This window comes from uncultured Maribacter sp. (assembly GCF_947500405.1).
Taxonomy (GTDB): domain Bacteria; phylum Bacteroidota; class Bacteroidia; order Flavobacteriales; family Flavobacteriaceae; genus Maribacter_B.
In genome coordinates this window covers 277,087-292,123 of the sequence record NZ_CANMRY010000002.1, presented here as the reverse complement: position 1 = coordinate 292,123, position 15,037 = coordinate 277,087, and the positions used below count along the sequence as shown (strand labels likewise).

Genomic DNA, 15,037 nt, shown 5'->3' with positions numbered 1-15,037 from the left:
AGTACAAAGTAATAAGTCTCAGAGCTTAATACTAATTACTTAATACTAGAAAAAAATGGAATTAAAAGATAAGCTAGTTTCTTCCTTTATGGCATTTGAGAATAATGTAGATGTGGAGAATCCTGTTCACGATATTCGTACGGAAGCTATTAAAAATTTTGAAACCAAAGGTTTCCCAACAAAAAAGGAAGAAGCTTGGAAGTATACTTCTTTAAATAGTTTACGTAAAATAGATTTTAGTATTTTTCCTAAAACAGAGAATACTATAGAGTATAATGACGTAAAACAATATTTTTTACATGAGATAGATACTTATAAAATTGTTTTTGTAGATGGTATTTACAGCTCCTATTTATCTGAAACCACACATGATGGTGTAGATATTTGCTTAATGAGTTCGGCTTTAACAAAAGATATGTATAAGCCAGTTATAGATGTTTATTTTAATAAAGTTGCGTCTAAAGAGGAGTCTTTAACAACATTAAACACGGCATTTAGTAGAGAAGGAGCATATATTTATATTCCTAAAAATAAGATGCCTAAGAAGCCTATTGAGATTTTACATTTCGCAACAGGAAATGAAGCTTCTTTAATGCTACAACCAAGAAATTTAATTATTGTAGAGGAAAATGCTGAGGTTCAAATTATAGAAAGGCACCAAAGCTTAACAAGCAATAATGTACTTACAAATGCTGTAACAGAAATCTTTGCTGCAGACAATGCAATTGTAGATATTTACAAGCTTCAAAATGATACAGCTGGAGCATCTTTAATAGATAACACCTACATAGATCAAAAAAATAAAAGCGTAGTTAAGGTGCATACCTTTTCTTTTGGAGGTAAATTAACTCGTAATAACCTTAACTTTTATCAGAATGGGGAGTATATAGACTCTATTATGAAAGGGGTTACCATTTTAGGAGAAAAGCAGCACGTAGACCATCATACTTTAGTGCATCATATAGAGCCTAATTGTGAAAGTCACCAAGATTATAAAGGTATTTACGGAGAAAGCTCTACAGGGGTATTTAATGGTAAAATAATTGTAGATAAAATTGCCCAAAAGACGAATGCTTTTCAGCAAAACAACAATATTCTTATAAGCGATAAAGCTACAATAAATACAAAACCACAGTTAGAAATTTTTGCAGATGATGTTAAATGTTCTCACGGTTGTACCATTGGCCAGTTAGATGAAGATGCATTATTCTACTTACAATCTAGAGGTATTCCTTTAAAAGAAGCTAGAGCTTTGTTAATGTATGCCTTTGCGAACAATGTATTAGAAAGTGTACGTATCCCAGAGCTTAAATCAAGAATTAATGCGCTGATAGCTAATAAATTAGGAGTTAGTTTAGGTTTTGATTTGTAGTCTAATAATATGAATATAACCGCAATTCGTAAAGACTTTCCAATACTTCATAGAGAAGTAAATGGAAAACCATTGGTGTATTTTGATAATGCAGCAACATCCCAAACACCACAACAGGTTATAGATGTTATTGTAGATTATTACCAGAATTATAACGCCAATATTCATAGAGGTGTACATGCCTTATCACAAGAGGCTACAGATAAGTATGAGCAAGCTCGCGTTACTATTCAAAAACACTTTAATATTGCTAAGTCGCACGAGGTAATTTTTACTTCAGGAACTACGCACAGTATTAATATGGTTGCAAATGGGTTTGGTGCTTTTTTATCTGTTGGAGATGAGATTGTTGTATCCGCTTTAGAACATCATTCTAATATTGTTCCATGGCAAATGCTTTGTGAACGCACAGGAGCAATTCTTAAAGTTATTCCAATGAATTTGGAGGGCGAGTTGGTAATGGAAACCTATAAGGAATTACTAACAAACAAAACGAAATTAGTTTTTTGTAACCATGTATCTAATGCATTAGGGACAGTAAACCCTGTTGAGACAATAATACAAGAAGCGCATAAAGTAGGCGCAGCTGTTTTAATAGATGGTGCACAAGCAGCACCACATATAAAAGCAGATATGCAGGCATTAGATGTTGATTTTTATACGGTTTCTGCGCATAAGGTTTGTGGGCCAACAGGAGCAGGTATGCTTTATGGTAAAGAGGAGTGGTTAAAAAAATTACCACCATACCAAGGAGGAGGAGAAATGATTGCCGAAGTTACTTTTGAAAAAACTACCTATGCAGATTTACCACATAAATTTGAGGCTGGTACGCCAAATATTTGTGGCGGTATTGCATTTGCTGCAGCATTAGACTATATGAATGTTATAGGCTTTAAAGATATTGCTACATACGAAGAAGAACTTCTGGAATATGCTACAGAAAAGCTTTTAACTATAGACGGACTAAAAATCTACGGAACAGCAACAAATAAAACGGCAGTAATTTCTTTTAATATAGAAGGTTTGCATCCGTATGATATTGGTTCTATTCTAGATAAGTTGGGAATTGCAGTACGTACAGGGCACCATTGTGCACAGCCAATAATGGAATTTTTTAACATACCAGGAACGGTAAGAGCCAGCTTTAGCTTTTATAATACTAAAGAGGAGATAGATGCGCTTGTAATGGGTGTAGAAAGAGCTAGAAATATGCTTTTATAATCCATAATCGTTATCATTTTCCTAAAGGTTTGAATCCCAAAGAAACCTATCGTACTTTTGTAAAAAAATAAGGGTATGACAATTGAAAAAATCCAGGAAGAAATTATAGATGAGTTCTCCATGTTCGAGGATTGGATGCAGCGCTATGAATATATGATAGACTTGGGTAAATCTTTACCTTTAATTGAAGAAGAATATAAAACAGACGACCATATAATAAAAGGTTGTCAAAGTAAGGTTTGGGTGCATGCTAAACTACAAGAAGATAAACTCGTTTTTACTGCAGACAGTGATGCGATAATTACTAAAGGAATAATTGCTATATTAATACGTGTTTTTAGTAATCAAAAACCACAAGATATTATTGATGCAAATACCAATTTTATTGATGAAATTGGTTTAAAAGAACATTTGTCTCCTACCAGAGCAAATGGATTGGTTAGTATGATTAAGCAGATAAAACTATATGCTGTAGCATACCAAACACAACTAAAATAGAATATTATGAGCGAAACGGCAGACAATATAGAAACAAAGGATTTAGGAGAAAAAATAGTTAACGTATTAAAAACTATTTATGATCCAGAAATTCCTGTAGACATTTATGAATTAGGGTTAATTTATGATGTATTTGTAAATGAAGATAATGAGGTTAAAATATTAATGACCCTTACTTCTCCTAACTGTCCTGTGGCAGAATCTTTACCAGTAGAAATAGAAGAAAAAGTAAAGTCTATTAATGAGGTTAAAGGAGCTATTGTAGAAATTACTTTTGATCCGCCTTGGACACAAGATTTAATGAGCGAAGAGGCTAAATTAGAAATAGGTTTACTTTAATTTTCCGATGATGGAAGGTGAAATCAGGAATAAGGTAGCCGAAAGTCAGTTAATGACATTTAATCTAGAAGACTATTATCCAGAAGGAAAAAGGATGATTCTAGATATTAGTGAATGGTTATACGAAGGCTTTATTCTTAAAGAAAAAGACTTTAGAAATAGTATTAAAGAACATAATTGGGAGCAGTATAAAGATGCATATGTTGCTGTCAACTGTAGTACAGATGCTATTATTCCTGGTTGGGCATATATGTTAATTGCAACAAAATTAGAACCTTTTGTGGCAATGGTTATACAAGGTAATTTAGATGAGTTGAATACATTATTATATAGGCTAATGATAGAAGATTTAGATGTTTCAGCTTATAAAGATAAGCCAGTGATTATCAAAGGTTGTAGTAATAAACCAGTACCTTCAAATGCTTATGTATGGGCTACAATTAAGTTACAAAATGTTGCTAAGAGCATTATGTATGGAGAGGCTTGTTCGTCAGTACCTCTATACAAGAAGAAATAATTTTTTTCACTTTAATAAGTGACATTTATTACTTTTGCGTTTCTAAATTTAAAAAACACTAAACATTACAATTATGAAAAAACTAGTTTTTACTTTGGTAGCAGTATTTACATTATCTGCAGGTTATGCCCAAACGATTGATGAATTAAAGGCAGAACAAGCTTTAAAGAAAGATTCAGTTGCAGCTATCCAAGGTAGAGTAGATGCTTTACAAGGGAAAATAGACGCTTTTCCAGGATGGAAAAAAGGAGCTTTTGGAACTATAGGAGCTAATTTATCTGGATTTAGTAACTGGTATTCACAAGCTTTACCAGATAACTCTTCTGGAAATATAGGAGTTACTGTTAATGGGTTTGCAAACTTAGATCGTGAAAAATTCTTCTGGAGAAATAATGGAAACATTAATATTGGATGGGTAAAATTAGATGATCAAAATTTACCAGAAAATCAACAGGACGGATTTAAAGAAGCAACAGATGTTTTTACAATCTCTTCTTTATATGGTCGTAAATTAAGCGATAAATTTGCAATTTCTGCTTTAGGAGAATATAGAACTACAGTTTTAAATAATTTTAATGATCCTGGTTATTTAGATGTAGGTGTTGGTGCTACATGGACTCCAATAAAAGATATGGTAGTGGTTATACATCCTTTAAACTATAACTTTGTGTTTGCAGATAATGATGCTGTTTTTGATTCTTCTTTAGGAGCTAAAATACTAGTAGATTATACAAGACAATTAGGAGCAGTAAATTTTAAAACTAACTTTTCTACTTTCCAAAGTTATAAGAGTGGAGATTTATCTAACTGGACATGGATTAACTCTTTTGGTTATACATTATGGAAAGGTATAGGTTTAGGGTTTGAGTTTGGCTTAAGAGGCAATAAGCAAGAGGCTTTAAACAATGCTGTTAGTAAAGTTGCAGCTACGGATCCTCAACCAACTTTTGATTCTATTGATAATAAAACACAATCGTATTGGTTATTTGGTCTTAATTACGCTTTCTAAGACATACGGTATTATATAATATATAGAAAGCCCTCTTTTTATGAGGGCTTTTTTTGTTAAGTAGGACTTTTCTTTATACACAGTCATTTAATAATATAACAGTGTTTATAGTAATAGGCTAAACTTAAGTATCAAAAAAGTAAAGCTGTTATTTAGGACGCTTCTTTAAAAATACCCAGACAATCTAATAAGCATATTTATGCTACAGAAAGTTTTGTTGTAAAACAATTATTTTTTGTTGTAAAAGCTGTTAAAGTATGGTTGTAAAGTTTAGTTTTTATAAATAAAAAAGCCCTTTTGGGAAAGGGCCAGTTTTTTAGTAAGTAGGTATTCTGTAAAATTTGGGCCAGAATTTAATCTGGAAATTTTTTTAGGTTAAGTATCCTTTTTTGGGGAAAAGACACGTTAACATTTTGGGTTAAGTTCTGGTGTTTATTTGGTCCCGACAACTATCGGGAAAACACTATATCTTAATTACACTTCAAAGATACTACAGCTCTTAAGATTTAGAACAATTTATGTTGTGAAGTAGAACTATACTGTTGTGAAAAATACGAGTGGTATTCTTTCTTCGATGAACTGTAGAATTAATACTCAAAATTAAATTTAATAATTCATTTATTTTAAAATTGTTGCTGTGCACTTTATCGAAAGTAAGGGTAAATCCTTACTTATTGTAAGGGTGTTTTTTCTATAATTTAATATTAGTTATGCAGTTTTGTCCTATGGCTAACTCCAGAATATAAAAATATTAAAATGAAAAAAGTAACTACTCTTATTCTATTTCTTTTTGTAGTACATTTTATAGGGTACTCTCAAGATAATGTATTTGAAAACACAGAAACACTAAAAAACATAGAGAGCTATATATATAGCGATACTATACCCCGTAAACAATTTAAAAAGGCATTTAAAAAAGTAAAAAAAATAGCTAAAGAAGACAATGCCCAAGCACTATGTTTGTTGGGAGTATTGTATAAAGACGGTATAGGAACTCACTTAAATTTTAATAAAGCCCGTAAGCAGTTTAAAAAAGCGTATACGCTTGGTAATGAAAAAGCAGCATACTCTATGGGTTATATGTACTTAAAAGGTTTAGGAACTATTAAGCAAGATTATAAAAAAGCAATTAATTGGTTTCGTAAAAGTACGTATCCTATGGCAAAACATTGGTTGGCCAAATGTCATTATTATGGTCTGGGAGTACCAGCTAATAAAGAAAAAGGAATGCAGTTGCTTAAAGAAAACACTATAATAAATAGTGAAGTTCTTTTGTCGCAATGGCAGTATGAAAAAGATAACCCACAAATAGAAATTAAATTAGACACCATACGTAGTAGTAAAAATGTAGAGGAGACAAAAGTTAGTATAAATACTACCACTACAGATAATTATAAAGATACTTCGGGAGAAATATTAGGGCAATGGTATGGAGATTGGGAAATAATGGACTTTTCGGGAAAAAAGGTTATGCGGAGTATACCAATATCTATAGAGATTTTAGATTCTGGAACAGGAATTTTAAATGCAAAAGTACTTCTAGACGGTAATGAATTTATAGGGAATGTTATACAAAATAAGGAAGAGCTAATATTTCCAGAAATGAGCGTAATGCTTAGAAAAAGATATACAGATTGGCCAGAGGAGCTAACGTTAGATTACCGTTTAACTTCTTTTAAATACAAAACTTCTAATGTAAATGGTTTGGCATATATGTCTGGGAAATTAGAAACTACCATAGAAAATTGGAAAGAACCAGGGCCACCAAGTAAACTAATACTGCAAAGAAGTGAACAAGAATTAAGTCAAAAAATACGTAAGGCACTTGCAGAACAAAAAGAACATTTTATAAAAGTATACCCTAACCCTTTTGAGCAAGATCTATTAGTTCACTATACCTTAGAGGAGGATGCAGATGTTACGATACAATTAGCAGATTATTACCATCCCTCAAGAATATTAAAAACAAAGAATAGAACCCAAAAAAAAGGAGAGCGTATGGTAACATTAGAGGAGCTTAATACCTTAAATAAAGGCCTGTATGTTATTAAGATGAGCGTAGGAAAAAACAGGTATTCACGTATAGTTATAAGAAAGTAATATAAAACTGTAGAAAATGAAAAATACAATAATAGGAACAGTTTTTGCCATTTTATTTTCAGTATTTGGCATCCAAAAAGTACAATCGCAGTATAGACAGTATAAACCTTTAAGACACCATCGTTACCAGAAAGAAAGTATACATTTATATAGGTATAGCCCCATAATACGTAGCGGTTATACAAGATGTTGTACAGAAGTAGCACCCTTTAATTATACAATAACCTATAATAATATGGCTGGGCTTTTAGCTATGCAAAATGCTATAAATAGGGCAGAGCGAGCTAAAGTAGAGCGCTGGCTTAGAGAGCAAGAAAATAATTTTAAAGACGAAATAAACCAGCAATTATTTACCCACCATACAACGTTTAAAGATGCACAGAAAGCATTTTTTAAAAGCTATGAGGAGAATCTTTTAAGGTTAAATAATAGCATAGATTATGTAGCTGGTAGCCATAGCAAAAAATCTGTAGCTTTAGATAAAGAACAAGAGAAATATACCAATGAACTTATTTTAAGTAATAATTGGAGGAATACACAGAGTAATGCCTACAAAATTTTTTCTAGAACAGAGCATGAGTCAGCTTTACATAAATCATGGGCACAGGGGGTATATAGGATAAATGAAAATAATGTACTTACTACCGAAATGGTAAATAAGCATATTAGCCATTATAACAGTAGGGGACTCCAAGATAAAGTTTTTTTAATGACCGCCTATTTAACTCAGTATAAAAATAGGTTTAAGTCTCAAGGGCCACTTGCTGTACCGCTAGACCAGTATAAAATACCACCTTTTTGGAGTAATAAAACATTATTAGAAAGAGGAAAGAAAAAAGCCACTCCAGTCTCTTTAGATGCTAGAATATTTGCACCAGATTTTGATTCAGATTGCCAACGTGGACGTCCAAGACACCCTAGAGGAGGGTACTTAGGCGCAGATTATTGTGGAAAATATAAACAAAGGAGAGAACAAATTATTCAGGAGCATATGGATGATATTTTATATAAAGTTGATGATTCTAAGCTTACTGGTAAAGCAAAGTGTGTTTATGAGAAACTTCAGAAAACTAATATTACTTCGTTAGGAATAATTCAACAGACATATATATCATTCAATGATGAGTTTAACTTTAAGAATTATAATTTATCTTATGAACTTGGTAGTTTAGGTAGAACTAAGTATGGAAAAACAACTAAACTGACTAATAGAAGTTATAAAATTACAATAAATGAGGATTACATAGAGTCTAGATCCACTATTGAAATAGCAAGAACAATTTTACATGAATCAATACATGCATTACTACTAAAAGAAGCTTTTGGGGATGGAAAGGAATCTTTCATAGATTTGTTTAAAAATTATATAGAAAAATCTAAAGATGAAGATGGCAATATAAGTAATAATATATTACAGCATTCAATTATGCGTGATAAATATGTTATTCCTATAGCAAAAGGATTACAAATGTTTGATGGATACTCCGAAGATTTTTCTTATTATTTAGATATAGCTTGGATAGGTTTAAGTAATGAAACGGATCGTAATCAAAGGACTAATTCAGATAAAGCAATTAAAAAGGCAAGAGCTAAAGGACTAGATTGTAAATAAAATATAAGATTATGAAATATAGATATATGACCCTTGTTGGAGTTTTAGTTATACTAATTTTTGTTTTATTAAATTTTGATAATTTATTGGAGATAATTAAACCAAAAAAGGATGTTTTTGTAAAAAATGAATATAACACTTCTTTACCACTATCATTGAAAATATATGAAGATGAATTTATCGAATTAGAACAAAAATCTAAATCCATAATTAAAAATGGTGATTTTTTTAACCCAAAACATACTGTAATTAGTTTAGATTCCCTAAAATACTTTTTAATTAAAATATCGCCTCACAATTATGAGAAATATAATTTTTATCTAATAAAAAATCAGAAAGATTTTCATACTGTTACTCCCATAAACCCAATTTTTTCAATAGTAGACTAAAACATATAGTATAGCTTTTAAGATAATACTAGAAAAACGATGGTAAATCCCGCAAATACTCTGGTTATCGTTTCCTATATTTAAGTTCTTTTAAATTACGTAATTTATGAGTAGTAGAAAAGTGTTAATTGTAGAAGACGAACCTTTTCTTTGTGATGCATATAAACTTGTTTTTAAGCAAATTAAGGAGGTAAATAAGAATTTTGATTTTAAAATAGATGTTTGTAATACTTTAGATAAAGCAAAGGAATTAATAATTTTAAATAATAACCCTTATACTATTGCTATTATAGATATACGTTTAAGAGATGTTAAAAAGGCTTCATTAATTTGTGGAGATTATTTAGGGCAGCAAATAAGACAACGGAGTTTAGATACTAAAATTATATTTGTTACTTCTGTAGTAGATAATTATATGTTTTATAAGGTGTTTAAAAAAATTAGCCCAGAAGGTTTTATGATTAAATCGGAGATTAATTATGATACTTTTAAAAAGGATTTGTTGCTAATATTACAAAATAAAAATAGATATACAGAAAGTGTTTTAAGTTTTATAAAAAATGAAATGCAGTCTAAATCAAGTCTAGATGATATTGACAGAGAAATATTATTCCATTTATCTAACGGTGCGCAATTAAATAATTTGTCAAAATATGTTCCTTTATCTTTATCAGGGATAGAAAGAAGAAAAAGAAAAATTGCTGAAAAATTAGGATTAAAGAAGGCTAATGTTCAGTTTATTCTAGAGAAAGCTTCAGAATACAATTTAGTGTAACCTTAGAGCATAAAAAAAGCCCTTTTGGGAAAGGGCCAATTCTTTAGTTAAGTAGGTATTCTGTAAAATTTGGACCAGAATTTAATCTGGAAATTTTTTTTAGGTTAAGTATCCTTTTTTGGGGAAAAGACACGTTAACATTTTGGGTTAAGTTCTGGTGTTTATTTGGTCCCGACAACTATCGGGAAAACACTATATCTTAATTACACTTCAAAGATACTACAGCTCTTAAGATTTAGAACAATTTATGTTGTGAAGTAGAACTATACTGTTGTGAAAAATACGAGTGGTATTCTTTCTTCGATGAACTGCATTACCTATATATATAAGACTCACATAACCGCTTGTTATTTATTGTACATAATAGATAAATTATCGTTTTTTTATTTAAAAAAGACTTAAACAGGCAGGCAGCATAAATATGAGGGAAAATCCTACAAATTATAACTTGCTAATTTCTTACTTTTGGAGTAGGTTTTGTAATTTACATGCATAAATAATTTAAAAAGCATGTAATTATGAAAACAACAAAAATTTTTTTAGCAGTAATCGCGGTAGTATTTATGGTAGCATTTGTAAGTTCTTGTACAAAGAACAGTACCGCAGAAACGGAAACATTGTATGAGCAAAGTATTGACAGGAGAACGATGGAAAGAGCTGGGGATCAAGGAAGTGACTAATAGAGTAATAGGATCTTTATTTATTGCCTTATCTGGGTTGCTTCTTTATCTAGATAAGGTTTTACTTTTTCTTGAAATTGAAGGTGATAATACATATGGGTTTTCTGATTATCATACCTTTATTTGGGTTTTTATGCAATCTTTAGTGCCTTTAATAATGATTATTGGCTTTCATTTAAAACCTTATTCTTCTTCTTATCTTATACCGATTTATTGTTACACGATTCAGATTATTTGGGTTTTTAGACCTGATATGAAAATTGATAATGTTTTATTACATGTATTTGCTATTGGTTCTTGTATTCTATTTATAGTATTAACAATGCTTATTAAGAATATATCTAGATGGCGTAAAAACCAGTTAGCACTTAAAAGAGAATTTCAACAAGAGGCACAAGAAATTCTACATATATTAAAAGCCAAAACAGTATCTGAAAATTAAAACCCTACTATGCAAGATCTAATTATCCAAATTAAAGAAGTACGCCATAAACTTAGTGGTGGCGATTTATCTGTGGAAGAAGCCATTATTGTACTTAGTACTATAATAGATAAATTTAATGAAAGAGATGAAACAGACAACGAAAAAGGATATCTAAAAAGCCTGTTTACTAATAAAAAATTAAAAGAGATAAATACTAGGAATGAAGAGGCAAAAAAACGAATTAAAAGTCTTAAAATAGTAACCTTATTACATGATATAGGAATTGATCAAGTAACGGAAAAGGATGTTAATAGAATTTTAAAAGGAGTTTAAGTATTATTTTATAGAGTTTTTTAGAAGTAATTGTTCTTGTAATAGGTCTACCTTGGCTTGATTGATTATTGAATTCTTATAAATTTTAAATATTTCATTTTCCTCAAATGCTTCTATATTGTGAAGAATAAATGTAGATATTTCTGCAACGGTAATTATATTTTTTCCTCGGGTATGTAAACATGTTTGTCTTGATACATTGTTTTTTGGGTTGGCAATATATTTGTCTTCACTATTTCCTACAATGAATTCATAATTTATATCTGGCCTAAAAGCGGTTACTGTTTGGGCAATTTTAGAAGATATTTTCTTAGTGTAGCCTTTACTAATATTACTTATAGTAGATTTATGCACGTTTAAAATGGTGGCAAGTCCTGCTTTATCTGTCTTAAACTCAGAAAGTAAAAACTCTATTATTTCTTTGGCATTCATAAATTTTTGTAAGACTTTATTTCAAAAAAATGTACTTTTATGTACAACAATGGACTATTTTTAGTATTTTTACTTAAAAAGTAACAAAAGATAAGTAAAATATTTTAAGCTACAATCCATTATAAATCCATATCTAATTAACACTTATTTAAAAAAGTGATTTTTAAATAGATACCATGCAAATTAATTATTTATATTAGGATATGGATAGGGTTGGCTTTTAATTACTAAATAACAAGTATAATTTATAAAGCACCGAGCATGAGTCTAGAGTTTTTCGAGATTTATAATTTAGATGATTTAGAATTAAAATTATTTTTAGACAAGAATTCCAATCTTTATTTTAAGGCTAAATCTGGCAGTATTATGCCTATTGAAAAAATGCCTTGGAACCTACAAGCACCCTTTTATTTTACTTTTTTGCGTGATCAAAAACTTGGGGACTTATTTCAGAACCATGATGTAATTGGTGGTATAGATTTATTTGTAAAATGGAAGTATTGTTTAAATGAAGATTTAAATATAGCTACTGCTTCTGTAGGTATCTAAAATATAAAAGCCCTTTTGGGAAAGGGCTAGTTTTTTTGTAAGTAGGTATTCTGTAAAATTTGGGTCCGATTTTACTCGATAATCGAGCTCATATACTTCGGTACTATTTTTTTAGGTTAGGTATCTAATTTTGGGGAAAAGACACGTTAACATTTTGGGTTAAGTTCTGGTGTTTATTTGGGTAAACACTATATCTTAATTACACTTCAAAGATACTACGAAAGGTAAGATTTAGAACAATTTATGTTGTGAAGTAGCACTATAATGTTGTGAAAAATATGAGTGGTATTCTTTCTTCGATGAACTACACTTTTTGGATTATTTTTATCTTAATAATAAAAATAAAAATGAGTTTCATATTAATACTCTCGTCGACTTACTTTTAGGCAGTTTACTAGTATTTTAGAAAATGTAAGGTAGAATCTTATATATTGTAAAATGCAGTTTTAGGATCATAAATTTTTTAAACATTCTAAATCCTTCTTTTCGATGAAATGCATTAATTTTCTTATCCACGCTTCATTTTTCCTACAATAAATATTCTATATTGCATTTATAAAATAAGCAATCTTCCCTCATTATAATATACAAACAAACCTTTAACAAAAATTAAATATGTCTTTTAAAGCCAAGCTAGAACTAGATGGTAAAGTTATTACAGTCTTAAATTATATGATAGATGTGGACCAACAAGCAGATATTACTGGTAGACCAACAGCAACACCAACTGCAGGAAAAATTTCTTTAACCCTGGAGATGAGCGATCTTACCATGGAAATTATACGATGGGCACTTTCTGAAACGGGTACTAAAAACGGAAAAGTAATTTTTTATAATGATAATCTTAGTGGAATTTTACGCACCATATATTTTGAGAATGCATTTTGCATAAAATACAACGAAAATTTTGATGATGAAGGAATAAGACCCTTTACCATATCTATAGTAATAAGTGCAAAAGATTTAAGTATTGGCGATGAAAAACACAAAAACAATTGGCCTATGGCTTAGTATAACCTTTTTCTTGGTTTAATACCGAGTATCTTAACCAGTATACTATGAAAAATATATTAGAAAAAAACCAAATAGATGCATATTTATATAGAACACTACAAAATATGGTAGCAAGGGTAATAAAACATGCGGTTATGTTTCATAATTTATCTAATGCGGAAAGAAGCTTACAGGCAGAAATAAAAATACAAGTTGCTAACTCTAAATTTTTTATAGAAAATAATTACCAACTATACCCCGTAGCTAAAAGCCATATAAGCACCTATATAAGAAACTTTTTTTCGTACCATTTAGAAACCGTATTAATACAGTTTTTAAAGAAACAGTATTATGTAGATAATTTAGATGCCTTACTAGAAGCTAGTAATCCAAATTACAAAAAACGAAAAAAAATAGATGCTATACTAGAAGATGCTAAAAAAAGAAATACTTGTATTCCTGAGGAGCTATATGAAGAAAAAAAGCTTCATAAACTCATAGAGCAAGTTGCGGCAATGCCACAAGAAGAAGAAAAAGTAAAAAAAGCATGGACAGCCTTAATGGGAAGTTTAAACCCTATAGAAGCAAAGAATGTAATTAAAAAGCAGAATAAAGAGGAAGTTGCTTCAAACGGATTAAATGCTAGCACTTTAGCTACAACAGCCAATCTTATGGGTGGATTAATAGCTACGTTTGATGATCATTCTGTATTTAAACTCCAAAAAGGATTGCCTGCCAATAAATATGCCGTTTTTTACAAAGGAGAGCTAAAAATATGGTCTACTGGTTTCAATGGAGGTACAAGAGCTAAAATTCCTAGTAGTTTTGTTGCATTGTCTAGAAAAAGTGCTAACTCTACTAAGTTTATTTCTAAAATGGCTGGACATGCAAGTTTTACGGGTTCCGTTTTGGGTTATTATGGAGCAGTTGAAAATTTATTAAATGAAAATTATAACGCTGCTGGAGCTGAAGCTATTTCAAACACTACATCAATTATTTTAGCTTCTAGATATAGAAATATATATGGTATCGCTTGGACTCTTGGATGGGAGACAGGGAAATCACATGGATATTTATTAGATGAAAATATTCCTGGTTACTTAGAATATTTTAAAAACCCCATTAGAAAAACCTTTGGTTTTAACCCCGTATATTTACAAAAATAACTTTATGTATTTTTTTAACTCTATATATTACTACCTATACAACAAAAGCAAAAGAGGAAATGCTGTGCCAGAAATTCCTGTATTAGGCTTTATATCTTTTTGCCAAACAAATAACTTTCTTTTAATCATTAACATTATTATGATTGTAATAAAACCAAACATTAATTATAAAATAAATAATGTTTATTTTATATCTCAAATCATTTTTTATATTTTAAATTATAGATACTATCAAACTAAAAAAATAGGTTTAGAAATACTTAATCAACCAAAGTATAAAAAAAGTAAATATAGTTTTATAACCTATATATATATAATTATGTCGGTTTTTCTAGTAGGATATTCTTACTATATCTACAAAGAATACTAAATAACATAATAAGTGGGCTGTATAATAATATCAGGATGATATGCTATCTATATTACTAAAATAATATGAAGTATTTATACTATTCCATATATATATTTTACAAAAATGTGATTAAAGTGGGGAGTTATGATACACCACATTTTTACACAAAAAGCATGCTTTCTGGGTTTCAAAGTTTCGCAATATGGATGTTCATTAATTATATATATATATCTTAATAATTACAGAGATGTAATGAATACTAAAGCTATTATCCCA

16 protein-coding genes are annotated in these 15,037 nt (G+C 30.0%); 15 read left to right on the top strand and 1 reads right to left on the bottom strand.

The window, feature by feature from the left end; all coding sequences use genetic code 11:
• Positions 1-55: 55 nt before the first annotated feature.
• The 12 genes from sufD (at position 56) to Q0945_RS03405 (ending at position 11,269) form a co-directional block, all read left to right on the top strand.
• On the top strand, positions 56-1,372 hold the full coding sequence (sufD, locus tag Q0945_RS03460) for a Fe-S cluster assembly protein SufD (protein WP_299430807.1): 1,317 nt from the start codon (positions 56-58) through the stop codon (positions 1,370-1,372).
• Between the two features lie 9 nt (positions 1,373-1,381).
• The gene (locus tag Q0945_RS03455) at positions 1,382-2,593 is read left to right on the top strand and encodes a cysteine desulfurase (protein ID WP_299430805.1); all 1,212 of its coding nucleotides are present in this window, start codon (positions 1,382-1,384) and stop codon (positions 2,591-2,593) included.
• A gap of 75 nt (positions 2,594-2,668) precedes the next feature.
• A complete protein-coding gene (locus Q0945_RS03450; protein ID WP_299430803.1) occupies positions 2,669-3,091 on the top strand; it encodes a SufE family protein in 423 nt (140 codons plus the stop codon).
• Between the two features lie 6 nt (positions 3,092-3,097).
• Positions 3,098-3,430 (top strand): iron-sulfur cluster assembly protein, encoded by a 333-nt coding sequence (locus Q0945_RS03445; RefSeq protein ID WP_299430801.1) that lies wholly within the window; start codon positions 3,098-3,100, stop codon positions 3,428-3,430.
• A 10-nt stretch (positions 3,431-3,440) separates the two neighbouring features.
• A complete protein-coding gene (locus Q0945_RS03440) occupies positions 3,441-3,947 on the top strand; it encodes a DUF2480 family protein (protein WP_299431166.1) in 507 nt (168 codons plus the stop codon).
• Positions 3,948-4,020: 73 nt separating this feature from the next.
• Positions 4,021-4,956, top strand: a complete 936-nt coding sequence (locus Q0945_RS03435; RefSeq protein ID WP_299430799.1) for a DUF3078 domain-containing protein — start codon at positions 4,021-4,023, stop codon at positions 4,954-4,956.
• Positions 4,957-5,712: 756 nt separating this feature from the next.
• Positions 5,713-7,056, top strand: a complete 1,344-nt coding sequence (locus Q0945_RS03430) for a tetratricopeptide repeat protein (RefSeq protein WP_299430797.1) — start codon at positions 5,713-5,715, stop codon at positions 7,054-7,056.
• A 16-nt stretch (positions 7,057-7,072) separates the two neighbouring features.
• Entirely contained in the window at positions 7,073-8,668 is a 1,596-nt protein-coding gene (locus tag Q0945_RS03425; protein ID WP_299430795.1) for a SprT-like domain-containing protein, read from the top strand.
• An 11-nt stretch (positions 8,669-8,679) separates the two neighbouring features.
• Entirely contained in the window at positions 8,680-9,057 is a 378-nt protein-coding gene (locus Q0945_RS03420; protein ID WP_299430793.1) for a hypothetical protein, read from the top strand.
• A 106-nt stretch (positions 9,058-9,163) separates the two neighbouring features.
• Positions 9,164-9,832 (top strand): response regulator, encoded by a 669-nt coding sequence (locus tag Q0945_RS03415; RefSeq protein WP_299430791.1) that lies wholly within the window; start codon positions 9,164-9,166, stop codon positions 9,830-9,832.
• 621 nt (positions 9,833-10,453) lie between these two features.
• Positions 10,454-10,954 carry a hypothetical protein gene (locus Q0945_RS03410; protein ID WP_299430789.1) on the top strand — a complete coding sequence of 167 codons (501 nt, stop codon included), beginning with the start codon at positions 10,454-10,456 and terminating at the stop codon, positions 10,952-10,954.
• Between the two features lie 9 nt (positions 10,955-10,963).
• Positions 10,964-11,269 carry a hypothetical protein gene (locus Q0945_RS03405; RefSeq protein WP_299430787.1) on the top strand — a complete coding sequence of 102 codons (306 nt, stop codon included), beginning with the start codon at positions 10,964-10,966 and terminating at the stop codon, positions 11,267-11,269.
• Positions 11,270-11,272: 3 nt separating this feature from the next.
• Here Q0945_RS03405 and Q0945_RS03400 read toward each other — a convergent pair whose 3' ends face one another.
• Positions 11,273-11,701, bottom strand: a complete 429-nt coding sequence (locus Q0945_RS03400; protein ID WP_299430785.1) for a hypothetical protein — start codon at positions 11,699-11,701, stop codon at positions 11,273-11,275.
• Between the two features lie 261 nt (positions 11,702-11,962).
• Here Q0945_RS03400 and Q0945_RS03395 point away from each other — a divergent pair, with 261 nt between their 5' ends.
• The 3 genes from Q0945_RS03395 (at position 11,963) to Q0945_RS03385 (ending at position 14,409) form a co-directional block, all read left to right on the top strand.
• Positions 11,963-12,250 (top strand): hypothetical protein, encoded by a 288-nt coding sequence (locus tag Q0945_RS03395; RefSeq protein ID WP_299430783.1) that lies wholly within the window; start codon positions 11,963-11,965, stop codon positions 12,248-12,250.
• 615 nt (positions 12,251-12,865) lie between these two features.
• Positions 12,866-13,261 (top strand): type VI secretion system tube protein TssD, encoded by a 396-nt coding sequence (tssD, locus tag Q0945_RS03390; RefSeq protein WP_298481233.1) that lies wholly within the window; start codon positions 12,866-12,868, stop codon positions 13,259-13,261.
• Between the two features lie 47 nt (positions 13,262-13,308).
• A complete protein-coding gene (locus tag Q0945_RS03385) occupies positions 13,309-14,409 on the top strand; it encodes a hypothetical protein (RefSeq protein WP_299430781.1) in 1,101 nt (366 codons plus the stop codon).
• Positions 14,410-15,037: the final 628 nt, after the last annotated feature.